This is a genomic window from Dysgonomonas mossii DSM 22836, assembly GCF_000213575.1.
In the GTDB taxonomy this organism is placed as follows: domain Bacteria; phylum Bacteroidota; class Bacteroidia; order Bacteroidales; family Dysgonomonadaceae; genus Dysgonomonas; species Dysgonomonas mossii.
The window spans coordinates 13,409-37,491 of record NZ_GL892006.1; the positions used below are offsets into that span (position 1 = coordinate 13,409).

The window sequence follows — 24,083 nt, forward strand, 5'->3', positions numbered from 1 at the left end:
CTTAACAAATAATACGCAGACTAAATATCTATTAAATAAAAAAATAAGATGAAATGGGGAAATTTAAGACTTTTTGTTCCCAATTTTTTTTTATATTTTTACACCGCATTTACTTAAAGAGTACCAAAAGATTGTATGGAAGAAGAAAAGATAGTACTACCCGAAATAAATTATTCTGACGATGATATAAAAACCCTCGACTGGCAGGAACATATCCGCCGTCGTCCGGGTATGTATATAGGAAAGTTAGGTGACGGCTCATCTGCCGATGATGGTATATATGTACTTCTCAAAGAGGTGCTGGATAACTCCATTGACGAATATATGATGGGGTTTGGCAAAAACATCGATGTTTCTATCACCGACGGTGTTGTCAAAGTACGCGACCACGGACGTGGCGTGCCATTGGGTAAAGTAAAAGACGTTTCTTCGAGAATGAATACCGGTGCTAAATACGATTCCAAAGCTTTTAAGAAGTCTGTGGGATTAAATGGTGTTGGTATAAAGGCGGTAAATGCATTGTCTTCTTTTTTCCTTATTCAGAGTTATCGTGAAGGTCAAACAACTTCTGTAGAATATTGCAGAGCCATTGTAGAAAAAGAAGAAGCAATACACCCTACAAATGAAGAGAATGGTACTCTGATCGAATTTATTCCCGATGCTACTATTTTCACAGGATATACCTTTAGGGATGACTACGTAGAAAGCCTTCTTAAAAATTACGTATTCCTGAACACAGGGCTAACAATCACATATAACGGAAAGAAATTCCACTCCAAAAATGGTCTTGTAGACTTGCTAAATGAGTACATGACTTCCGAACCTTTATATCCTATCATCCACATGAAGGAGGCTGACATAGAGGTCGTGATCACACACACCGATCAGTATGGTGAAGAATATTACTCATTTGTGAATGGACAGCATACAACACAAGGAGGAACACACCAATCGGCTTTTCGCGAATCATTATCTCGTGTAATAAAAGAATTCTATAACAAGAATTTCGATTACGCAGATATACGTAGCGGAATAGTTGCGGCAATCAGTGTAAAAGTAGAAGAACCTGTTTTCGAGTCGCAAACAAAGACTAAACTCGGATCTAAAGATATGGGGCCCGGAGGTCCTTCTGTTCAGAAGTTTATCGGTGACTTCTTAAAGAAAGAGCTGGATAACTATTTACATAAGCATGCGGATACTTCTGAAGCTTTATTGAAAAAAATCCTAGAATCGGAAAAAGAGCGTAAAGCTATTGCCGGTGTAACAAAACTGGCTCGCGAACGTGCCAAGAAAGCAAACCTGCACAATAAGAAGTTACGCGACTGCCGTATACATTACAATGATACCAAAGGAGACAATTTGGATGAAACAAGCATATTTATCACCGAGGGAGACTCTGCAAGCGGATCTATAACTAAAAGTCGTAATCCAAATCTACAAGCTGTATTTAGCCTGCGGGGTAAACCACTGAACAGCTTTGGACTAACAAAGAAAATCGTCTACGAAAATGAAGAGTTCAACCTTCTACAGGCAGCTTTAAATATCGAAGACGGATTGGATGGGTTACGCTACAACAAAATAATTATTGCAACCGATGCCGACACCGACGGGATGCATATACGCTTGTTGTTACTCACATTTTTCTTACAGTTCTTCCCCGATCTGATAAAGAAGAACCATGTATATATTCTTCAAACACCTCTCTTCCGTGTACGCAACAAGAAAGAGACAATCTATTGCTATACAGAAGAAGAGCGACTGAATGCCATCAAAAAACTGGGTTCGAATCCAGAGATAACACGATTTAAAGGGTTGGGGGAGATATCTCCCGATGAATTCGTTCATTTTATAGGAAAAGATATTCGCCTCGACCGTGTATCGATGAGAAAAGGAGACTCGGTAAGCAATATGCTCAATTTCTATATGGGCAAGAATACACCCGAAAGACAAGAGTTTATTATCGACAATCTTGTAATCGAAGAAGATTAACAGCATTATATGAATAACAACGCACACGCAATTATCCTTATTTCATCGCCTGATCGTCCGGGACTGGTAGCCGCAGTTACCGATTTTATCAATATAAACGGTGGAAATATCATCAATCTGGAGCAACATGTAGATAAACAAGACAATACGTTCTTCATGCGTATAGAATGGGATCTCGCAAACTTCATTATTCCAAAGGAGAAAATAAGCGATTACTTCCAAACCCTATATGTGAACAAGTATAACATGACATTCAGGTTATACTTTAACGACCATACACCGCGTATGGCCGTTTTTGTTTCCAAAATGTCGCATTGCCTTTTTGATATACTGGCACGCTACACTGCGGGTGAATGGAAAGTAGAGATACCTCTTATCATCAGCAATCACGAAGACCTACGCTGGGTGGCAGAACGGTTTGGAATTGAATATCATGTACTAAAGCTCGACAAAGACAATAAGGACGAAATAGAAGCAAAGCAATTAGTTCTCTTAGAAGAAAAGAAGATCGACTTTATAGTTTTAGCTCGTTATATGCAGATACTGACCGATAAATTTATTGAGTCATATCCAAACAGAATAATCAATATACACCATTCCTTTTTACCCGCCTTTGTAGGTGCAAGACCATATCATGCGGCTTACGAACGAGGAGTAAAAATAATAGGGGCCACAAGCCATTATGTAACAACCGAGCTTGATGCGGGACCGATTATAGAACAGGATATTACACGTATCACTCACCGTGATAGCGTTGAAAATCTAGTGAGAAAAGGTCAAGACTTAGAGAAGATAGTACTCTCTCATGCCATAGAAAGTCACCTGAAAAGGCGCATATTGGTATATAAAAATAAGACTATCTTATTTTCATAAAGTACAAATATTCTGGCGTTTTATGTTATTTAATATACTATGGCTAGAAGATTTTAAACTATGTTTGGTTATATTTGTACTGCTTAAATATAGTCCACTTAAAATCTAAAAAAATATAATAATATTAATCTTAAATACGATCGTATGTTTAAAAATCATCCTAAAGGTTTATTAGCAGCATCATTATCAAATATGGGAGAGCGTTTCGGCTTCTATATTATGATGGCTATATTAACTCTGTTCCTGATGTCGAAGTTCGGATTAAATGAAACAACCGCAACTGTAGTTTACTCTATATTCTATGGTTCTATCTATGGGCTAGCACTTGTTGGTGGTATAATTGCAGATAGAACAAAAAAATATAAAAGTACCATACAAATGGGGATCATCATTATGGCGATTGGCTATTTAATAATTGCCATACCAACTCCTACCCCTGTTTCGAATATGCCTCTATTTCTGGTTATAACGTGTTTGGGGCTCCTTGCTATTGCTTTTGGGAACGGTTTATTTAAAGGTAATTTACAAGCTCTAGTCGGTCAGATGTATGACAATCCGGAATATGGGAAAATGCGCGATTCCGGTTTTTCTCTATTTTATATGTTTATTAATGTTGGAGCCATTTTTGCTCCTGTTATAGCCGTAGGTATGAGAAACTGGTGGCTAAAAGCCCATGGATTCCTATATAATGGAGCTTTACCGGAACGTTGTCACGAATACTTAAATGGCAATATTGGATCAGATAAGATTGCAGATTTTGAAAAGCTAGTTACTAGTGCGACTGTAAATAATACTCTACCTACCGATTTAACAAGTTTTTCAAACGAGTACTTGAATGTTTTTACTACTGGATTTCACTATGCGTTTGGCGTAGCTATTTTAGCTATGTTAGTTTCTCTAACAGTATATATGATAAACAAAAAAAGATTTCCAGATCCGGCTCAGAAAAAAGAAGCTGCTAATACAGCTGAATCCATATCCGAAAAAGAAATGGATATAAAAGAAATTAAACAGCGCCTGTATGCTCTGTTCGCTGTATTTGCTGTAGTTGTTTTCTTTTGGCTTTCTTTTCATCAAAACGGAGCAACCCTCACTTACTTTGCGAAAGATTATATTAATTTAGAAAGTATCAGAATTGATCTTGGTATTTTCGTTCTTGAAGGGGCTGAATTATTTCAATCAATAAACCCTTTCTTTGTTGTATTCCTAACCCCAATTATACTTGCTGTATTTGGTTGGTTACGATCAAAAGGGAAGGAACCGTCAACCCCTAAAAAAATTGCGATAGGCATGGGTATTGCCGCTATAGCATACGCCGTTTTATTAATAGGGACTATAAGTATGCCCGAGGCCTCAGAAGTTAAAGCTATGGCTGGTGGACTACCTGCAACAATGAAAGTAACTCCATTGTTATTAATTGTTACATATCTTATTCTTACAATAGCTGAATTATTTATCAGTCCACTTGGGATATCATTCGTATCTAAAGTAGCACCTCCTAAATATCAGGGGCTTATGCAAGGATGTTGGCTGGGTGCGACAGCTCTTGCCAATTCATTCCTTTGGATTGGAGCTGTTTTATATACAAATACACCGTTATGGTCTACATGGGCTGTATTTATTGCAGCATGTTTTGTCTCAATGATTATTATGTTTGCAATGTTGAAATGGCTTGAGCGTATAACAAAATAAGAATTATTATAATTATATAAAAACAATAACCCCGATCATTTTTAGATAATCGGGGTTATTTTATAATATAGAATGTAGTTTATTCTATCTCTTTTCCATCAATCTCAGGAGTGGTCTCAATCAAGTCTTCCTTATTTTCTTTCTTACTACGAAAAACAACAACCAGATAAATTATCGACAAGATAGAAGCAGCACACAATAAATATACGCCACTACCCGCTCCCGGCAGTTTGTAGAACAAGTTCAGAGAAACAATAAAAGCAAATATGCTTGTTATTAGTAAAAGAACTCTTGCTGTTTTTTGTCTTAGCATAATCCAAAAACCGATTGTAATCACACTAAACAAAGGCACTAAATACACCACATGCGTGCTATATATCCACTCTTTATTCTTGGAAAAGATCTTAATAAAGTTGGTAGCCTTCGTTATCTTTTTTTGCAAATCGGGCACATCCCACCCTACAATTTTAACACCCCACTTATCGAGCCAGGGAAGAAAGAAAGCTATAATAAAAAGTAGAGCAAAAATAAGCTCAAACGACAAATACCTGTTTTTCTTTTCCATACGATTCTCTATAATTCAATTTCATCGGCTGAAATATAGCCATGTGTTATACAATAGAAGATAAGTCCCGAAACTGTTTTTATTCCCAGCTTAGCTGTTATATTTTTTCTGTGCGAAAGCACTGTATTCAGGCTTATATTCAATTTATCTGCCACCTCTTTATTTAAAAGCCCTAATGCTATGAGACGAAGGACATCCAGTTCCCGTTCAGACAGAGGCTGCCTCTTGTTATCACGGCTAATACGACCGCTAACAAAGAGTTCTTGCAGATCTTCAATTCCAGATTCAGACAATTCGTCAATCATTGGTTTCAGCACCTTTTCTCTTATGCGATTATGCTTCTCCAGATCCTTCTGAAAGCTGTCTATTGTAAATATAACAGCGTAACACATGTTTTCATTAAAGTTGCCTGATATATGCTTTATTATAATGCTCTTGAGATCGGTCAACAAGGCAAGGGGAGCATCTCCTTTTACCATTCCTTGCTCTATCTGAACCATTAGTTCCTCTTTAAATTCGGAGAACAGCCGACTGATGAGCTTCATTTGAGCATTGTTGGGGTCGCTCATACCGACGAAAGCTTTCAAATGCTTCTCAAAGTTGTATAACTGCCCATGAATCAGATATGTGTCTGTCTGCTTCAAATACTTAATGACAAGCTGGATATCAAATTTCTGAAGTTTCTTTTGAGGAAAATAATCTTCATTAAGAAAAGTATTCAGTATTACAAGAAAAAATTCAGTATTTACTCCAACCGAATCGCATATCTCGCCTATACTTTTATCGCCAAGCCCGAGCTTGATCCCAAAGCGATTTACAACAGGTATCAGCTGATGATTATCCTCTATTACCTCCGATAAAATGGATGATGATTCTAAAAAAAGCATAACTTTAAGTTTTCATTTTTTCCGTAAACAAAAGTACAGATTAATTCTGAAAACATATTTCTATTTTATAGCAGTAATTTTATATTAAACCTATTATTACTCAATGCTTATAGATTTTAACAATAATCTGTTAAAAACAATCGATAGCAAATCTAGAGCTCTGTAATAAACAAATACGGAGGTCAATTGTTTAAATATTATATACAACGATAAAGAACACTATATATGAAAAAGATTTTATTCACGTGTATAATGCTCTCAGGACTGATATTCAGCCCTGTAAACGCACAAAATATAAATAATAACAATCAAAAAACAAGAACTATGAAATTTGAATTACCAAAGTTGCCGTATGCAACAAATGCTCTAGAACCTGTAATTGGTCAACAAACAATTGAATTACATTATGGTAAACACCTTCAGACTTATATTACAAATCTGAACAATCTGATTCAAGGTACTAAGTTTGAAAATGCAGACCTAGAAACAATCGTAAAAGAAAGCGATGGAGCTATCTTTAACAATGCCGGCCAGACATTGAACCACAACATATATTTCCTTTCATTCAGCCCTAACGGTGGCGGAGAACCTAAAGGTAAACTTGCCGAAGCGATCAATGCTGAGTGGGGATCTTTCGAAAACTTCAAGAAAGAATTTGTTACAGCCGGTACAGGTGTATTTGGTTCTGGATGGGTATGGCTTGCAAAAGATAATGCAGGAAAACTACAAATAACAAAAGAACCAAATGCTGGAAATCCTATTACAAAAGGATTAACTCCACTATTGGGCTTTGACGTGTGGGAACATGCATATTATCTAGACTACCAAAACCGTCGTGCAGACCATCTTGCCGAGCTTTGGAAGATTATCGACTGGAATGCAGTAGAAGCTCGCTATTAATAAAAAACAGCATTTAGAGATCATAGAAAAGCTCCTTAGTAATAGGGAGCTTTTTTTATATTCCATATCTTCATGTATCAATTGATATACTTTATTTCCTTCACAAACTCAAGAGCAACACTAATTTTTTAGTGCAACCCATTTGTATTGTTCCATTTTAAGGAAAGGCTCGAAATTAAAACTTAAATCTCCGTATTCTAATAGGTAAATAGAAGAATACGGAGTCAAATTGAAAAGGTTGGAAAGTCTGACTATTATAGATATTCTTCTCAATTCCCACTTTGAATAATTAATTTTTGAATAAATTATTTTGATGAGTAAGGGTACTACTGCGATCAGTTAATACATAGTATAGAATACCTGGAATTTCATTCTCCAATTTTTTAATTATGCATAATATACACAATATCTAAGAATGAAATAGATAAATAGATTTATATCATTGTTTTGTTTTTTTACTCGTATAAGTTTCAGTTATTCTTTAAGCTCTAACAAGAAATAAAAGAACGGAAAATAATTCTCATTTTGGTATTTTTTCTTCTAGAACAAAGTTCCCGAACGAGTCATAATAAATACAAGTTTTATTTGCTGTATCTATCTCCCATTTATAAATACCTGTTTCTGCCGAATTTTCACAAAAAGTAAAGTAATTAGTCCGACCCTGTTGATGTGCTTTCAGATACTCTCTAAACTTATTAATATCAGCATCTGATATTACATGTAATTTTTCATATTCAGCCTCCGAGAAAACTGTGTGACCTTCATTGCCGATATATTCTGCATGACCATCATTCACATAAATAGAATACCTTGATATCCCCATGGCAATAAGATCGCGGATATACTGAGGAAAATCAACACCACTCTTAACTTTAGAATGAGCGTCTTCTATTTCACGGAGTGTAAACATATTCACTATTTGATTCGATATTATAAACAAAATAATCAGATCAAATGTTCATTCAACCTAATATTTACGAATAGTTATAAGTATCTGAATATTTACACATTTTAGACAAATTGAATATTTTGATAAAATATTCAATAGATTGATAGAAAATTGAAAATATAATTTCAATTTTAAGATAAATAAAATATATACAAGACTACAAATTCTCTTTTCAATAAGACTAATTCTTCAGGTTTATTAAAAATAAAATGGATGCCATTTATATAATGACATCCATTTTATCTATGTTATATCTATACAATATTAATACACGTGTCCATCGTCTTTGAAATCTTTGACATCGAATTTTTTCTTTTCTAAGGAGTTCCAAGCATAGATAATATATCCTAATACAAATGGAACAAATAAAGAAACTACACTCATCACGGTAAGAGTAAACTCACTCGATGAAGAATTTTCGATAGTCAGAGAACTCTGAAGATCGGTAGAAGATGGATAATAAGCAGTATTGTTGAACCCTGTAATAAGTAACAACATACATACTGTAAGTACTGTACCCACTCCAGTAAACCAAATACCGGAATGATATTCCTTACTTAATAATGTTTTACCAATACCAAACAATACCAGCAAAACCCCAACAAGGAATACAATTCCTACGATCGGCATTTCTAACATGTTTAAGAAGTATTTGTATTGTACAAGTTCCACTACTTTTGTCACAGGATCTACAGCATAACCTTTTGCTAAGAACGTCCATATAACAAATGCAAGGAAGAATACAACAAAAGGAATAGCATTAAGTAGTAAATATTTTCTGGAACGACTTACTAATGTCGCATCTTGAAGACGGTTGATGAAGAACAAGCACGCCAATGTGCGGGCAAGAAAAAATACTGTTAATCCAAGCAACCAACAACGAGGATCAGCAAGAGCTTCTAGTCCGTGCCATTCACTCCCCCAACGGCTGATAACAGGATTCAAAACGTCTGTCATATTTCCTTTATTGACAGTAAAGTCTGATCCTGTAAAGAATGTAGCTAATGCCGCACCTACAAGAAAAGTACCTAATAGTCCGTTGCAAAACAAGAACCATCTGTAAGTATTACGCCCAAACACATTGCCTGGTTTCGACTGAAATTCGTATGATACAGCCTGCAGTACGAAGCAAAACAAAATAGCCATCCATACCCAATATGCACCACCAAAGCTGGTAGAGTAAAACAATGGAAAGGACGCAAATAATGCACCTCCAAATGTCACAAGGGTAGTAAAGGTATATTCCCATTTACGGCCTAATGCATTTACCAATATCATGCGTTCCTTTTCGTCTTTAGCTAATGAGAAAAGCATCGACTGTCCACCCTGAACAAATAAGAGGAATGCGAATATCCCCCCGATCAGGCATATAAGGAACCACCAATAATGTTGTAAAAATGAATAATCCATAGTTATATCTTTTTTTAGTTAAAAAATCAAGTTTTAGTGTGAGTCTGCCGGTCCTTTTTTAATCTGGTTCAGCATAATACGTATCTCTGCAATAAGTAGTGCCGTAAACAATGCCAAGAACAAACAGAAGGTTATCACTACAGATTGAGTAGATACCGCAGATACTGCAGCTTGCAGAGGAAGCACATCTTGTATAGCCCAAGGCTGACGACCCACTTCGGCAACGAGCCATCCGGCCTGACTTGCGACATATACTAATGGTATAGTCCAAACGCAGATCCACAAAAGCCACTTTTTCTGATCAAGATCTTTTCTTCGATAAGCAAAGAATGTCATAACCATGAACAATAGAATGAAATATCCACCCAGGTAAACCATAATATGGAAACTCCAATACACGGTTTTAGATAAGTTAGGAACTAACTGCTCGGGGCTATTAAGATAGCCATATCCGAAATAGGCAAAGTTAGCTTTCAATGTTTCTTTATATTGTGCTGCCGAAGCATCATCTCCATCTTTCTTGGCCTTCTTATAGTCTGCCAATGCCTGTATGGCAGCTTTACCTTTAGATTGCATTTCGGCAAAAGACAAGGCTGTTGTTCCATCCGGTTTTGGATAACCTCCATCTATGATATCTTTGATACCCGGCACAAATGCTTCCGTATCATAGAATGCAATTAGAGAGAGTGCACCCGGAAGTTTAATTGGAGGGAATAAGAACGCATCTTCGCCATCATTGAATGATTTTTTAGAAGGATTCGGAATACCAAAAAGGACAAGCCCTTCGTTTGTCCCCCCTTCATAGAGTCCTTCCATTACAGCCAATTTCATCGGTTGTTTCTCTGCCACTTGTACAGCCGAACCGTGACCTGTGTAAATAGTAAGTAAAGATGCTATAAGTCCGAAAACAGTAGCAACCTTCATACTTTGTTGAGCAAATTCTGTATCTCTTTTCTTAAGCATATACCATGCAGCTATACCCATCACAAATACAGCCCCCAAAATCCAACTGGAAAGTACTGTATGGAGGAACTTGTTTATAGCTACGGGTGACAATGCCACAGCCCAAAAGTCAATCATTTCGTTACGAGTTGTATCCGGATTAAATTCCATACCAATAGGGAATTGCATCCATGCATTAGCCACTAATATCCACACAGCCGAAAGGGTTGCACCTGTAACAGTTAACCAAGTAGCTGCCAAGTGAGCTTTTTTGCTAACACGTTTCCATCCAAAAAACATGATGGAAATAAATGTTGCTTCCATAAAGAATGCAACGATCGCTTCAATTGCCAATGGTGCGCCAAAAATATCTCCTACAAACCAGCTGTAGTTTGACCAATTGGTACCAAACTGAAACTCCATGATAATTCCTGTAGCAACTCCGATTGCAAAGTTGATACCAAAAATAACCATCCAAAATTTCGCAGTTTTTTTCCACTGTTCATTGCCTGTACGTACATACATTGTCTCCATGATTGCCATAATGACCCCCAGACCCAATGTCAAAGGAACAAACAACCAGTGATACATTGCTGTCATAGCAAACTGGCCTCTAGACCAATCTATTAACGATGCATTTAGTAGTTCCATAAATAATAATTTTATATTAGTAAATATATGAGGATTTTATTTTACTCGTTCATTGTGGATATCTTACTCAACTCTCTACTTACAGAATCAGCCTTCCTTTGGTTATTATCAAATTGAGACCTCTAAAAAGTTAGGAAAATTTGAATTTAGACATCCGCTCTATCATGTCTGTTTATTTTATTAAAATTGAAACTCTTTATATTCTAGTCCGAAGTTTTGCGCAACGGCCTTATATACAACGTCTCCTTTTACAATATTCAATCCTTTGCGTAAATCTTTATGCTCGCGGCATGCTCCCTCCCAACCCATATTAGCCAGATTTAATGCATACGGCAAAGTAGCATTCGTCAAAGCTAACGTAGAAGTCATCGGAACAGCTCCCGGTATATTGGCAACACAGTAATGCACTACATCATCAATAACAAACACAGGATCTAAATGCGTTGTTGGTTTTGATGTCTCAAAACAGCCACCTTGGTCGATAGCCACATCCACCATAACGGTTCCCGGCTGCATATCTTTGAGCATTGCCCTCGATATTACCTGAGGAGCCTTATCGCCTGCAATAAGCACAGCACCCACTATAAGGTCGGCATCTTTTATCAGCTCTTTTATTGTATGCGTATCAGAATATCTTGTTGTAACGTTGGCCGGCATAATATCGCTCAAGTAGCGAAGACGCGGAAGGCTCTTATCCAAAATGGTTACTTTTGCACCTATTCCGGCAGCTATCTTAGCCGACTGAGCACCTACAATACCACCACCGATTACAATTACATGCGCAGGTTTCACACCCGGAACACCTCCAAGCAAGACTCCTTTTCCCAAATGCGGTTTTTCGAGGAAGCGAGCTCCTTCTTGAATCGCCATACGTCCGGCCACTTCACTCATTGGTATAAGTAACGGCAACGAGCGATCGGGCAACTCAACGGTTTCGTATGCTATACAGATAGCTTTGCTCTTTATCATAGCTTCTGTTAGCTCAAGACTCGATGCAAAATGGAAATACGTAAACACTATTTGATTTTCGCGAATAAGATGATACTCTTGCGGGATAGGTTCCTTAACCTTCACAATCATATCCGAAATGGCATAAATTTCTTCTGCCGTAGTTAATATTTTAGCGCCGGAAGCTGTGTAATCAGTATCATTGATTCCGCTGCCAAGTCCGGCTCCGGTTTCTATACATACTTCATGTCCACAGACAACCAACTCATGCACACCTGCCGGGGTAATGGCAACGCGATTTTCAAATGCTTTCAGCTCTTTAGGAATACCAATTTTCATTTCTCTTGCTTTTTGTATTTATTTATAAAATACCTGATTTAAGCTTCTCCAATAGGACCGTTTATCGGTGGCAAAAAACCTGCCGAATTATCAACTTGTATGGATCCATTTTGAGATTCAAATCGGTTAATGTTTTCATTCAGAGCATACAACAAGCGTTTCGCATGTTCAGGGGTAATTACTATTCTCGATTGTACTTTGGCTTTGGGCATACCGGGCAAAATACGTACAAAATCGATAACAAATTCTGATGACGAATGGGCTATAATAGCCAGATTAGAATATATGCCTTGTGCAATATCATCCGGCAGTTCTATTTGAATTTGATTGTTCTGATCGTTGTTCTCCATAATTTAATTAGATTGTTTTTTTAGTCTATAACCCTTCATATACAAAGGAAATTAAATATCATAAAATAACAAAATATAACATCAACATTTTTATAATATAAATACTCTCTTTTGTGCCCATTTAAGAGGCCTTGAGATTATTATTATCTTTTTCTTCGTTATCAAGTGTTAACAGAACCTTCTCTTTCTTTTTTTTCTTGCTTAAAACCACTATTTGAGAAACAGTACCGATAAAACCTAACCCCAACATCACGAATTGCATTGTCTGATTATTTTTAAATACAACTAATGTAGTAAGAATTATCATAGTCCACATAATACCGATGGATATAAGCAAACCTTTTGTACTAAAGCCATTATTAACACGCCTGATATATGGTCCTGTTATCTTATGATCTAGCAATTTCTGATGAAGACGAGGCGAGCTCTTAGCAAATAAGACGCCGGTAAGGAGGATAAATGGTGTGGTTGGAAGTCCCGGAGTTACTATTCCCAATAGTCCAAGGCCTAATGAGATTAAGCCTAATATTATAAATAAATATTTTTTCATTTCCTATTATTGCGTATCGGTTCAGATAATGTATCCAAGCCAAAAACAAAGAAAGGAAAAAAGTATGAATAAATAAAATATAATTACCCTTATTAGTCTAGTGGTAATCGTTTAACAGGACAGAAATACTCTGAGCCTATCAAAAATGATCAAAGATAAAATGCACTTCTTGCTGACTCTTAGTATTATCAAAAAAAAGAATAAAATTAAAATGAGAACTTCTGTATAACTTAAATTTACTACTTTTGCATTTCAAAAAAATAAGTAATGCAAAAACATGATCTTTGTTGCATTGGGCATATTACTCTAGATAAAGTAGTTACACCCAAAAGCACAGTACATATGCCCGGCGGTACGGCTTTTTATTTTTCACACGCTATTCGTCATTTTACCGATATAAATTATACATTGGTAGCATCGTTGGCTCAGTCAGAAATGTCTGTAGTGGACGATTTACGTTCAAAAGACGTAGATGTGCATGTAGTACCGAGTAAGCACTCTGTCTATTTCGAAAACATCTATGAAGAGAATCAGAACAATAGAACTCAACGAGTGTTGGCAAAAGCTGATCCTTTTTCTGTTGACGCACTAAAAGATATAGATGCCAACATATTCCTTTTAGGTGCTTTACTTGCCGATGATTTCTCATTGGAACTGGTAGAATACCTTTCTAAAAAAGGCTTGATAGCGATAGACTCTCAAGGGTATTTAAGAGAGGTCAGAGACCAAAATGTCTATCCGATAGACTGGGCTAATAAAGAAGAGATACTAAAACATGTTCATGTTCTGAAAGTGAATGATCTGGAAATGGAAGTTCTTACAGGCATGAAAGACATTAAAGAGGCATCGAAACAACTTCATGCTTGGGGAGTAAAAGAAGTTTTGGTTACTTTAGGCAGTCTGGGTTCTGTAATCTATGACGGAAACAACTTCTACAAAATACCGGCTTATAAGCCAAAAGATGTAGTGGACGCAACAGGGTGTGGCGATACTTACGTTACAGGCTACTTATATCAGAGAGCTAAAGGAGCGACAATAGAAGATGCAGGAAAGTTTGCAGCAGCTATGGCCACGATAAAAATAGAAGGATCGGGCCCTTTCAACGGCACAAAAGAAGATGTTGAAGATCGGATTAAGAATGCCGAACAGATTATACCGGAATTTTAATTATCCGGAATTTATAATAATAAAAAAGGCTTTTAGACAACAACTAAAAGCCTTTTTCTATTTATAAGATAGAATATTTATTTTCTTAAATTCTTCACGAACGATACTGCAGCTATTATCAGTAATCCGACTACACTCATAATAAGATATGCCCATTTGGGTCCGTAAGCATCGGACACAGAACCGACAAGTAATGGGGAGATAAACGGACCAACGAAACTAATACTCGACATGATAGTTAACGCCGTTCCCACCGGAGTTTTAGCCTTATCTCCTACAATACTGTAGATAGTAGGCACAACGCAAGAAATCCCTAAACCGATGAGCATAAAGCCTATAGATGTGATAATTACTTTGGTGATTAAAGCGTCGGAATACCCGATAAAAAGGGACGAAATTATAAATCCTGCAAAAATAAGTGCCCCTGCTATTTGCAACACAGTCTTTTTCTGCCAAATAGTATATGCAAAGTTAGTAAGCATACGCCCCGCAAACATCATCACCATAAATACAAGAAATCCAACCTGCAATGATTCCGGTGCCTTGATCACAGACTGAAAATATACATCGCTCCATTCAAACATTGTATTCTCAACGATAAGAGCCAATAGCCATACCAATCCAAGCTGTATGAGAAGCGACTCCGGGAGATGCAACTTGCCTGTTTTCGCTTTAGCACCTTGCGCAACAGTTAAGTTTTCATCCTTTTCAATTGCTTTAGCAGGTTCTTGCAGATATTTGTAATTAAGCATAACAATGACTATAGCAAGCAAAGTCATACCTAGAAAATGATAGAAAGTAATAACATTCAGATTGATCATCGAATAACCAATAATAGCACCTATACACGCAGATAAGCTCCAACTCGCATGAAAAGTCGCAATTATGGGCTTTCCGTAAATACGTTCAACTTCAATAGCCTGCGTATTCAACGAAATATCAGTCATATTCCAAAATATACCAAATAAGAACAATGTTATCCCTAATCCTGTAATTCCGGGTACAATACTAACCAAAAATAGCGATAGGGCATATCCGATAATACTAATTAGAACCGTTTTTTTACTACCCAAGCGAGGAAGTAGAAAACCAACTGCAGGAATAGCGATAAACTTTCCCATCGGAAGTAGAAACATTAATAAGCCGTAGTGTAGATAACTTTCGACATTAAAGTCTTTCTTTATATCCGGAAGACGGCTGGCCCAACTGGCAAAGCATAATCCTTGAGCAATAAAAATAGATAAAACAGCATATCTAATTCTTTGTTTCGAATATGCCGGTTGTATTTCTGATGTCATTTCTTAGATATTTTTTTAACGATGCAAAGATAAAAGTCTTTGATGAAGATTAAGCATTATGTTTAAACAAATATTTATTATAATTGGCATGTAGAACAAATATCTATCAATATTTCGTATTTTTGCATAATTAGTTATTCTACATTCACATATAAAAGACATATTTTATGAAAAAACATCTATTCACGGGCTTTTTGCTATGCTTTTCTCTTGCTGTTTCTTCTCAAAGTATCACCGAGAAAGAATTGCAGGAAATACAGTCTAGCTTTAAAGAAGACCCTGCCACGAGAGCCATCCAAAACGTTCTGACATCAAATGCCAATATTACTGCAAATGCCTTAAACAACAGCCTTCAAGGGAAAATAGACCATTACTTCAAGTATCGGGTAAATGTTAAAGGTATCACCGATCAAAAAAGTTCGGGACGGTGCTGGATGTTTACATCGATGAATGTATTGCGCCCTTCCATCATCGAAAAATACAATCTGAGTGAATTTGACTTCTCTCACAATTATCTATATTTCTGGGATATATTTGAAAAATCAAATTTATTTTTAGAAAATATAATCGCAACAAGCAAAGATTCTTTCGATGATCGCACCGTAGAATATCTCTTCAAGTCACCTGTAAGTGACGGTGGGGTCTGGAATCTATATTACAATCTTGGACAAAAATATGGAGTTGTACCTCAAGAAGTAATGCCGGAAACAGCACACTCGAATAACACGAGACAAATGATTAACCTTGTAAACGAAAAACTGCGTTTAGGAGGATATAATCTTCGCGAACAAGCTGCTTCAGGGAAAAAAATGCAAGAGTTAAGAAACGAAAAAGCAACTATCTTAAAAGATGTATACCGGATTCTGGTTCTTTGCCTTGGCGAGCCCCCAAAACAGTTTACATGGAGGTATAAGGATAAAAACGGAAGTGTTAGAGAACTGAACAGCTATACGCCTCAACAGTTTTATAAAGAGATTACACCGGAAGATTATTCTCCGAGCAACTATATAATGATAATGAATGATCCTACACGTGAATATTACAAGTTGTATGAGATCCAGAATTATAAAAACACAATAGAAGGTATAAACTGGATATATCTGAACTTGCCGAATGAAGACATTAAGAAAGCGGCGTTAGCCTCTATCAAAAGTAATGAGCCGATGTACGCTTCATGCGATGTTGGCAAACAGATGAATAGAGAATCAGGTATATTAGATCCCGAAATGTATGATTATGAATCATTGCTGGGTGTAAATTTGTCGATGGACAAAAAAGCACGCATCTTAACCCGCCAAAGCGGATCGACACATGCCATGACTCTTGTAGGATGTGATACGGATATGAGCGATCAGCCTATTAAATGGGAGTTTGAAAATAGTTGGGGTGCAGCATCAGGGAATAAGGGTTACTTAACCTTTACTGATAAATGGTTCAGCGAGTATATGTTTCGTATAGTGGTACATAAGAAATATTTGGATGCGAAGGCTCAAAGTTGTTTGACTCAAAAACCGATACAGTTACCAATGTGGGATTATATGAACTAGCCCTTTTGTTAAATTATTTATAATAATCTTGTTCTTAGTTATTTGAAGACAAGTATCCATGGGGAGTAGGCTATTTCAAATGTTAAAATATTAAAGAGATTGGCTTGTATGGTTAGCAAAATTTATAAAAAATATGTTTTATAATATGTTTTTTTATTTGGCGAGGACTCATAAATGTAGTTCCTTTGTAATGATAACCAAACAATCTTTATTTACCTTAAAGCCTAATACCTAATTAACTCAAACATACGAGGAGGTTTCATTCAGAAGCCTCCTCGTATGTCGTTTTAGGCCTTTTGGAATTTCACTGCAGTCCAATTGTCTTTTTGTGTATTGTGACAGAATGTCAATCCATTTTTTTTGCATTCTTCGGTTATGGCAGGGATATCATCAATATAAAATCCACTCATATACAAGCATCCACCGTTGTTTAAAACAGACGCATAAGCATGAATATCATTCAGCAGAATATTTCTATTAATATTGGCTAATATAACATCGAAAGCCATATCCACAAGTAGGTTTGCCCCTCCTATCTTAACCGTAATGTTATCTATGCCATTCAATTTTATATTCTCCATCGCATTGTCGTATGCCCACTGATCAATATCTATTGCTTCAATCGGTCCGGCTCCCCGCATTGAGGCTAAGATAGCCAGAATAGCTGTCCCGGTACCCATATCGAGTAACGCTTTTCCTGAGAAATCTTCTTTCAATATCTCCCTTATCATCAGTTCGGTGGTTTGATGATGACCGGTTCCAAATGCCATTTTAGGATCTATATATATGTTATAATCATATATCGCCGGCGCATTATGGAAGGTACTTTGTATTATACATTTATCATCGATAATCAAAGGTTGAAAATAGTTTTTTTCCCATTCTTCATTCCAATTCTTTTCTTCTATTTCCTTATAAGTATAAGTTATCTTTGCTTCATAAGGAAAATTTTCTAAAATTTCGTTCAATTGAGCCTCATCAAACAAATCGCTTTGAACGTATGCCGTAGTCCCCAGTTCGTTCTCAACAAAGCTCTCGAAGCCTGTATCAGCAATAGTCGCAGATAGAATACTGTTAACTATCTCGTCGTTGGGAGAGCACGTAAAAGTCACTTCTGTATATTTCATATTAATATTAATTTGCGTTGTTGCAAAAGTAGTGTTTTATAATGAAGTCATCTTTGCTTTTTAGATTTAGTTTTACACAGCGACAAATAATCTTTCTGTGATTTTAAAAACAATAAATGCTTGCTATTCATCTAAAATACAACGGAATACACAAATATACACATTTTGTATATTTTTCGTCATATTATCTTAACAAAACATTAATAATGTGAAGATTATATTTTCAAATCTTTTCGTTTTACTTTGTGAAAAATTATAAATTGTGAGTATGAAACGATATTTTTCTATTTTCTTTCTATTTTCTATACTTTGTAGTACCTCCTCTTATGCTCAGGATTCTTTAGCCTTTAAACCATCCGGTAAGATTATTGCAAGAAGCTTTCTCGATTTCAGTAAAGGATTTGGTGATGATGACAAGTCTGGGTTTGATATCACAAGAGCTCTCCTTGGTTATAATTATAAATTTACACGCACGCTACAGGCTCAAGTCGTTATTGATGGTGCAGCCGGAAAAACATCATCTGATGGGCTCGAAGTGTATCTACGAAATGCCTTCGTAAACTGGAGCGACAAAGGTTTTAGTGTTAATGCCGGATTAATTGGGCTAATGGGATTTAGTGTGCAAGAAACATACTGGATGCATCGTTATGTGATGAAATCGTTTCAGGACTTAAACAAAATGGGACCAAGTGTAGATATGGGAGTAACGGCAGAATATGCGTTCAATCCGTATATATCGGCAGATTTAGGGATCACTAACGGAGAAGGATATAAGAAGATAAAAAAGGATAATAGTATGAAATATGCTGCCGGGCTGAGCCTTCACCCTACAAAAAATACGATACTCCGCATATATGGAGATGTTTATAATGAAAGTGAAAATTTGAGAGATGCTTTACCCGAAGGAGTTACAGATGCAAACTTTAAAGATCAATATACAATGGCCGTGTTTGCAGGGTACAAAGACAATAAGATCTCTGCCGGTGCTGAATACAACCGCGTTTTTAATAAAGGATTTGTTGAGAAGAAAGATTATTTCGGGTATTCTGTCTATACATCAATCGCACTGGCTCCTAAATGGAGAACATTTGCTCGTTACGATCTTGTAGACTCTTCGGCTCCGAATAGTTTTAATACAGCATGGAATAGTCTTGATGGTCAGTTGATGATGATCGGAGTAGAATTTCAACCGGTAAAACAATTGAAAATTGCTCCTAACTTTCGAAATCTGAATCCTGATCATTCAAAATCACAAAGATATTTATTTGTCAGTGTAGAGTTTAATTTGTAATATCTGCTTATTCTTTTCTATATTTAATATTAACTTAGCATACATGAATTATCCATGTATGCTTTTTTATTGCCTTTTAATTACATAATTAATACGATATAATGGCAAAAATTTCGATTTGGTTTCTTGCTATAGCATTGGCATTGTATATAATCCTTTGTGGTGCTTTCTACTTTTTCCAAGAAAGGCTCTTGTTCTATCCTGATAAGTTAGGCAAGGATTATAAGTTCAATTTTAAAGAAAATTTTGAGGGGCTATATATACAAACAGATGATGGAGTCAAGCTGAATGGACTACTTTTCAGAGCAAATGAATCCAAAGGATTAGTTTTCTATCTGCATGGCAACGCTGGAGCTTTGGATTCATGGGGAAATGTTGCTTCTGTTTATACAGAGTTAGGATACGATGTGTTTTTATTGGATTATAGAGGTTTTGGCAAAAGTGAAGGCGAAATTCGTAGTCAGAGAAGATTATTCGAAGACGTACAAACGGCCTATGATAAAATGAAAGAATTGTATGATGAAAATAACATCATCATATTAGGCTATTCGATAGGCACATGCCCCGCAACTTGGCTGGCATCAGTCAACAATCCTCACTTATTAATTCTACAAGCTCCGTACTATTCTATGACTGACATGATTCAAAATATCTGCCCGGTCATCCCTCGCTTTTTGATAAAATACAAACTAGAAACATATAAATATATTACTAATTGCAGAATGCCGATTGTTATTTTTCATGGAGATGCAGACATGGTTATAAATTATAAGAATTCGATAATGCTTAGTTCCTTGTTCAAAAAAGAAGATTCGTTAGTCATATTAACAAATGAAGGACATAATGATATAACATACAATGAACAATATAAGCAATTTTTGATTGACCTCCTGTCAAAATGATTCATTATTACTCATTTTATAAATAGATAGGCGTTTTACCTCGTTTTTTTCATTAAACAAATATCTATTGTGTACATTTGACATTTTTAAGATAAAACGCCGAGTTAGATTAAACCAATTCAAGTTTTATTAGTCTTAAGGATATATTACGACCAATAACAAACACATAAAACACATGAATATGCTATAAACACATGAGACAAAACTAAGATACCTAACTATTACTACAAAAATATTTATCTGCATTTTAATAACAACTAATATGATATCGCCATGAGACGAACAGTAATTCTTTTTGCCATATTGGCCACATTACTTATACCATCAAGCTGCAATCAGCGATCTGATAATAAAGAGAATAACAAACCTGATACTGAGATAAAAGATACTATAAAAGATGTATCTATAAACAAAGGTGGTACCGTTCCGGAGCAGATTCCAAATTATTTTTCACATTCGGATCGACCAAAAAGGGAAGCTACTTCGAATCCAGAAATCAACGATGTAATGGGTGTAAATTATGTTTTAGAACCACTAAAACCGAACAACTATGTAGCAGACTCTTATTATACTAATAATCAGAATGCGACGAACAATGTATCTAACAATTATCGAGATGACAACTACAATAATTACCCGATAGAATCTGGATATAATCAGTATTATTACGACAATTATTATAATTACTATCCTTCATATACAGATAATTACTTTTATTGGCATTACGACAATAGCTACAATTGGTATTATGACTATGACATAACTCCTCCGATTTGGAATAATAAACCTAACAGACCGAATAGACCAAGACCAGAAAGGCCGAGTAGACCTCACGAATCTCATCGACCTCAATTGCCGAATCGACCGAATCCTGATCGTAATCCAGACCGCAACCCGATCAACAGACCTGAACGTCCGGAACCTTCTCGTCCGACAGAACCTCCCAGACCAGAAATCACAGAGAGACCAACAACTCCGTCTATAAGACCTCTACCTGAATCGGTTTCAGGCAAAGAGAATATAAATACTGAAAAAGAACGCAGAGAAGCAGAATCACGTCGTCAACGGGAAGCGCAAGATAGACAAGAACAAGAACGAAGAGAAACAGAGTCTCGCCGTCAACGAGAGGCTCAAGAAAGACAAGAACAAGAACGAAGAGAAACTGAGTCTCGCCGTCAACGGGAGGCGCAAGAAAGGCAAGAACAAGAACGAAGAGAAACAGAGTCTCGCCGTCAACGGGAAGCTCAAGAAAGACAAGAACAAGAAAGAAGAGAAGCTGAATCTCGCCGTCAACGGGAAGCTCAAGAAAGACAAGAACAAGAAAGAAGAGAAACAGAGTCTCGTCGTCAACGAGAGGCGCAGGAAAGGCAAGAACAAAAAAGAAGAGAAACAGAGTCTCGCCGCCAAAGGGAAGCTCAAGAAAGGCAAGAACAAGAAAGAAGCAGACGTTAAAGCATTACTTATATTTTAAATTATATTATTATGAAGAATTTATTTTTATTGTTAATCGTAGCTATTACATTTTCTTTATTCTCATCATGTGAAGGACCTGCCGGGCCAATGGGTCCTTCCGGACAAAGTGGACTGGATGGGAAGGATGGTTATGGTACAAATTGGTACGTAACATCATTTACGATAAAACCCAATGAGTGGAAATTAGTAGGAGATCCGGGTGAACTTAATTCGCATTTCTTTGTAGACAAACCACTAAAAGAATTAAGTGACTTCATTTATAAAGAGGGTGCTGTTATTGGATATATTGAAACCGCCAAAGGTGTCAAAAATGGACTTCCTTATGTTTTACATCTAGGGGGAAAAGATGATAAGGGTGAATTTTTATGGACAGAGACTGCTGATTACGACTTTTATCCGGGTGGAGTCGGATTTTATCTTACATATTCAGATTTCAAGACCGAATATCGTCCTGATAAAGACAAAACTTTTTACATTGTATTGATGTGGTAAATATTTAAATATTTGATAATTATGGGCTTAATATGTTTAAGCCCATAATTATATAATAGGGTTAACTATTTAACGATTAATTCACTAAATTGAATCTTTTTATTATCTACCGGGACTATAAAGCATTAAATATAGGATTTAATTACTAAATTTGTATCTTATAAAATGAAAATTATTAAGGATAACTTTCTCTGAAAAAGACAAGTAAAATGAGAGTAAATAAAGTCTACCTCTGTTTTATTATATGTTTGTTTATATTTTCTACATCTGTAAATGCACAGAATGCAGGTCTTGTACGGCAACAGAAAGATAGTATTTTGAAAGATATAACAAATATAGACAGACAACTCAAGAAGATTTCGAATCGAGATACAACTAAAGGGTTTTCGGCTCCATTAAGAATCGACTCTGCTTATGCACAAGGATTAAATGCAAGCAACCTGCAACCTCTAAGAGATGAAAAAGGACTGCTTATTCTAAAAAAGGACTGGATGCCATTTGATGATCATGTATCATTTAGAGATACAGTGATTTTTGATCCGGTATTCTTACCTATTGTTTTTGATGGAAAGATATTACCGTCAGACATGGACTTCTTATCAAAAAAATCAGAAAGTGATACTAAAAGCGAGTTTCATTTGATATCTCCGGATAGTACTTTTGCCCCACAACTTGCTAGGGTAAAAGAAATAGAGGCTGAAAGAAGACAATACTACATGAATAACCCTCAAAGGGTTAAATTGAATGCGTTTCATTTTAAAGACATTCCTCTATTAAAGGAGACTATAGTCGAGAAAAAGAGTATATTCCAAGATTTACTTACAACTGATGACCCAATAGGTATCAATAAGCCGGAAGTAGAGAAAATACGAATTAAACCGGTGTATTGGATCAGAACAGGGGAACATTCATTGCAGATAAATCAGAATGAGCTTTCTGATAATTGGCAAAATGGAGGGAATAGCAACTTTAGCATAATTAATTATCATAAGCTAAATGTAAAGTATAAGAAAAACAAGACTAATTTCGAGAATACCTTCGAATGGCGTTTAAATGTTCAGCGAACACCAGCAGACAAGTTTCACAAAATAAGCATTATTGAAGATTATGTTAGGAATAGTAGCCTCTTTGGAATAACAGCATTTAAAAAATGGTCGTACAATATCAACTTAAAGATAGAAACACCAATATTCCAAGGTTATCCGGTAAACAGTGAATCAAGAGTAAGGTCTTTATTCTCTCCTTTAATAGTCAATTCGGGTATTGGTATGCGATACACTACAGAAAACATATCACCTAAAGATAAATACAAGCGATTAAACTTATCGTTAGAACTATCTCCTGCCTCTATAAACTACACTTTAGTTTCTGATAGCATGGTAGATGAAACCAGGTATGGAGTAGATAAAGGAAAGAAAAGCAAACTAGATTTAGGGTCTACTGTGAAGGCTGATATATCATACTCATTTAACCGATATAATAAATTCACAAGTCGAATTATGTATTTTACAAACTATGAGAAAATACTATTTGAATGTGAAAACAAATATACAATGAACCTAAATAGATTTTTATCAACTTCTATTTATTTCTACTTGCGCTATGACGATGGTGTACCTCCGACTAAAAAAGGAGATTGGGGATATTTTCAATATAACGAGATGGTAGGTTTTGGACTTACTTATACGTGGTAAAATATTTCCTTTTTTAACATCCTTGTAATCAATAAGTAACTCACAAG

At 36.0% G+C, this 24,083-nt stretch carries 21 protein-coding genes; 11 read left to right on the plus strand and 10 right to left on the minus strand.

The genetic code is table 11. From position 1 onward, the window contains the following. The first annotated feature begins 135 nt into the window (after positions 1 to 135). The 3 genes from HMPREF9456_RS06970 to HMPREF9456_RS06980 all read left to right on the plus strand — a co-directional run bounded on the left by HMPREF9456_RS06970 (position 136) and on the right by HMPREF9456_RS06980 (position 4,554). The gene (locus HMPREF9456_RS06970; protein WP_006842790.1) at positions 136 to 1,989 is read left to right on the plus strand and encodes a DNA topoisomerase IV subunit B; all 1,854 of its coding nucleotides are present in this window, start codon (positions 136 to 138) and stop codon (positions 1,987 to 1,989) included. 9 nt (positions 1,990 to 1,998) lie between these two features. Continuing rightward, positions 1,999 to 2,862, plus strand: a complete 864-nt coding sequence (gene purU, locus HMPREF9456_RS06975; RefSeq protein WP_006842791.1) for a formyltetrahydrofolate deformylase — start codon at positions 1,999 to 2,001, stop codon at positions 2,860 to 2,862. Positions 2,863 to 3,006: 144 nt separating this feature from the next. Beyond that, positions 3,007 to 4,554, plus strand: coding sequence for a peptide MFS transporter (locus HMPREF9456_RS06980; RefSeq protein ID WP_006842792.1), 1,548 nt, complete (start codon positions 3,007 to 3,009; stop codon positions 4,552 to 4,554). A 79-nt stretch (positions 4,555 to 4,633) separates the two neighbouring features. On the opposite strand, the gene HMPREF9456_RS06985 is transcribed toward HMPREF9456_RS06980, so the two are convergent. Both HMPREF9456_RS06985 and HMPREF9456_RS06990 read right to left on the minus strand, forming a co-directional pair. Further along, a complete protein-coding gene (locus HMPREF9456_RS06985) occupies positions 4,634 to 5,119 on the minus strand; it encodes a hypothetical protein (RefSeq protein ID WP_006842793.1) in 486 nt (161 codons plus the stop codon). A gap of 8 nt (positions 5,120 to 5,127) precedes the next feature. Beyond that, positions 5,128 to 6,006 carry a helix-turn-helix transcriptional regulator gene (locus HMPREF9456_RS06990; RefSeq protein ID WP_006842794.1) on the minus strand — a complete coding sequence of 293 codons (879 nt, stop codon included), beginning with the start codon at positions 6,004 to 6,006 and terminating at the stop codon, positions 5,128 to 5,130. Positions 6,007 to 6,330: 324 nt separating this feature from the next. Between HMPREF9456_RS06990 and HMPREF9456_RS06995 the strand changes: the two genes are divergently transcribed. Then, on the plus strand, positions 6,331 to 6,906 hold the full coding sequence (locus tag HMPREF9456_RS06995; RefSeq protein WP_185091201.1) for a superoxide dismutase: 576 nt from the start codon (positions 6,331 to 6,333) through the stop codon (positions 6,904 to 6,906). A 520-nt stretch (positions 6,907 to 7,426) separates the two neighbouring features. Here the strand turns inward: HMPREF9456_RS06995 and HMPREF9456_RS07000 are convergent. The 6 genes from HMPREF9456_RS07000 to HMPREF9456_RS07025 all read right to left on the minus strand — a co-directional run bounded on the left by HMPREF9456_RS07000 (position 7,427) and on the right by HMPREF9456_RS07025 (position 13,045). Beyond that, entirely contained in the window at positions 7,427 to 7,816 is a 390-nt protein-coding gene (locus HMPREF9456_RS07000; RefSeq protein WP_006842796.1) for a DUF1398 domain-containing protein, read from the minus strand. Positions 7,817 to 8,119: 303 nt separating this feature from the next. Continuing rightward, a complete protein-coding gene (gene cydB, locus HMPREF9456_RS07005; RefSeq protein ID WP_006842797.1) occupies positions 8,120 to 9,265 on the minus strand; it encodes a cytochrome d ubiquinol oxidase subunit II in 1,146 nt (381 codons plus the stop codon). Positions 9,266 to 9,298: 33 nt separating this feature from the next. After that, on the minus strand, positions 9,299 to 10,858 hold the full coding sequence (locus HMPREF9456_RS07010; protein ID WP_006842798.1) for a cytochrome ubiquinol oxidase subunit I: 1,560 nt from the start codon (positions 10,856 to 10,858) through the stop codon (positions 9,299 to 9,301). A gap of 180 nt (positions 10,859 to 11,038) precedes the next feature. Then, positions 11,039 to 12,145: an alanine dehydrogenase gene (gene ald, locus HMPREF9456_RS07015; protein ID WP_006842799.1), complete on the minus strand. Its 1,107-nt coding sequence runs from the start codon at positions 12,143 to 12,145 to the stop codon at positions 11,039 to 11,041. 38 nt (positions 12,146 to 12,183) lie between these two features. After that, complete coding sequence (locus HMPREF9456_RS07020) at positions 12,184 to 12,495, minus strand: DUF3467 domain-containing protein (protein ID WP_006842800.1); 312 nt, start codon at positions 12,493 to 12,495, stop codon at positions 12,184 to 12,186. 121 nt (positions 12,496 to 12,616) lie between these two features. After that, a complete protein-coding gene (locus tag HMPREF9456_RS07025) occupies positions 12,617 to 13,045 on the minus strand; it encodes a YbaN family protein (protein WP_006842801.1) in 429 nt (142 codons plus the stop codon). A gap of 267 nt (positions 13,046 to 13,312) precedes the next feature. Here HMPREF9456_RS07025 and HMPREF9456_RS07030 point away from each other — a divergent pair, with 267 nt between their 5' ends. Then, on the plus strand, positions 13,313 to 14,212 hold the full coding sequence (locus HMPREF9456_RS07030) for a PfkB family carbohydrate kinase (protein WP_006842802.1): 900 nt from the start codon (positions 13,313 to 13,315) through the stop codon (positions 14,210 to 14,212). 77 nt (positions 14,213 to 14,289) lie between these two features. Here the strand turns inward: HMPREF9456_RS07030 and HMPREF9456_RS07035 are convergent, their stop codons facing one another. Beyond that, entirely contained in the window at positions 14,290 to 15,510 is a 1,221-nt protein-coding gene (locus HMPREF9456_RS07035) for an MFS transporter (protein WP_006842803.1), read from the minus strand. Between the two features lie 167 nt (positions 15,511 to 15,677). Between HMPREF9456_RS07035 and HMPREF9456_RS07040 the strand changes: the two genes are divergently transcribed. Next, positions 15,678 to 17,057 (plus strand): C1 family peptidase, encoded by a 1,380-nt coding sequence (locus HMPREF9456_RS07040; RefSeq protein ID WP_006842804.1) that lies wholly within the window; start codon positions 15,678 to 15,680, stop codon positions 17,055 to 17,057. Between the two features lie 287 nt (positions 17,058 to 17,344). Here HMPREF9456_RS07040 and prmA read toward each other — a convergent pair whose 3' ends face one another. Continuing rightward, positions 17,345 to 18,184 (minus strand): 50S ribosomal protein L11 methyltransferase, encoded by an 840-nt coding sequence (gene prmA / locus HMPREF9456_RS07045; protein WP_006842805.1) that lies wholly within the window; start codon positions 18,182 to 18,184, stop codon positions 17,345 to 17,347. Positions 18,185 to 18,452: 268 nt separating this feature from the next. Here prmA and HMPREF9456_RS07050 point away from each other — a divergent pair, with 268 nt between their 5' ends. The 5 genes from HMPREF9456_RS07050 (at position 18,453) to HMPREF9456_RS07070 (ending at position 24,036) form a co-directional block, all read left to right on the plus strand. Continuing rightward, a complete protein-coding gene (locus tag HMPREF9456_RS07050) occupies positions 18,453 to 19,475 on the plus strand; it encodes a hypothetical protein (protein WP_006842806.1) in 1,023 nt (340 codons plus the stop codon). Positions 19,476 to 19,576: 101 nt separating this feature from the next. Continuing rightward, positions 19,577 to 20,377: an alpha/beta hydrolase gene (locus HMPREF9456_RS07055; protein ID WP_006842807.1), complete on the plus strand. Its 801-nt coding sequence runs from the start codon at positions 19,577 to 19,579 to the stop codon at positions 20,375 to 20,377. 273 nt (positions 20,378 to 20,650) lie between these two features. Then, positions 20,651 to 21,829 carry a hypothetical protein gene (locus HMPREF9456_RS07060; protein ID WP_006842808.1) on the plus strand — a complete coding sequence of 393 codons (1,179 nt, stop codon included), beginning with the start codon at positions 20,651 to 20,653 and terminating at the stop codon, positions 21,827 to 21,829. A gap of 30 nt (positions 21,830 to 21,859) precedes the next feature. Further along, complete coding sequence (locus HMPREF9456_RS07065; RefSeq protein ID WP_006842809.1) at positions 21,860 to 22,342, plus strand: hypothetical protein; 483 nt, start codon at positions 21,860 to 21,862, stop codon at positions 22,340 to 22,342. A gap of 209 nt (positions 22,343 to 22,551) precedes the next feature. Continuing rightward, a complete protein-coding gene (locus HMPREF9456_RS07070) occupies positions 22,552 to 24,036 on the plus strand; it encodes a DUF3078 domain-containing protein (RefSeq protein WP_006842810.1) in 1,485 nt (494 codons plus the stop codon). Positions 24,037 to 24,083 lie beyond the last annotated feature (47 nt).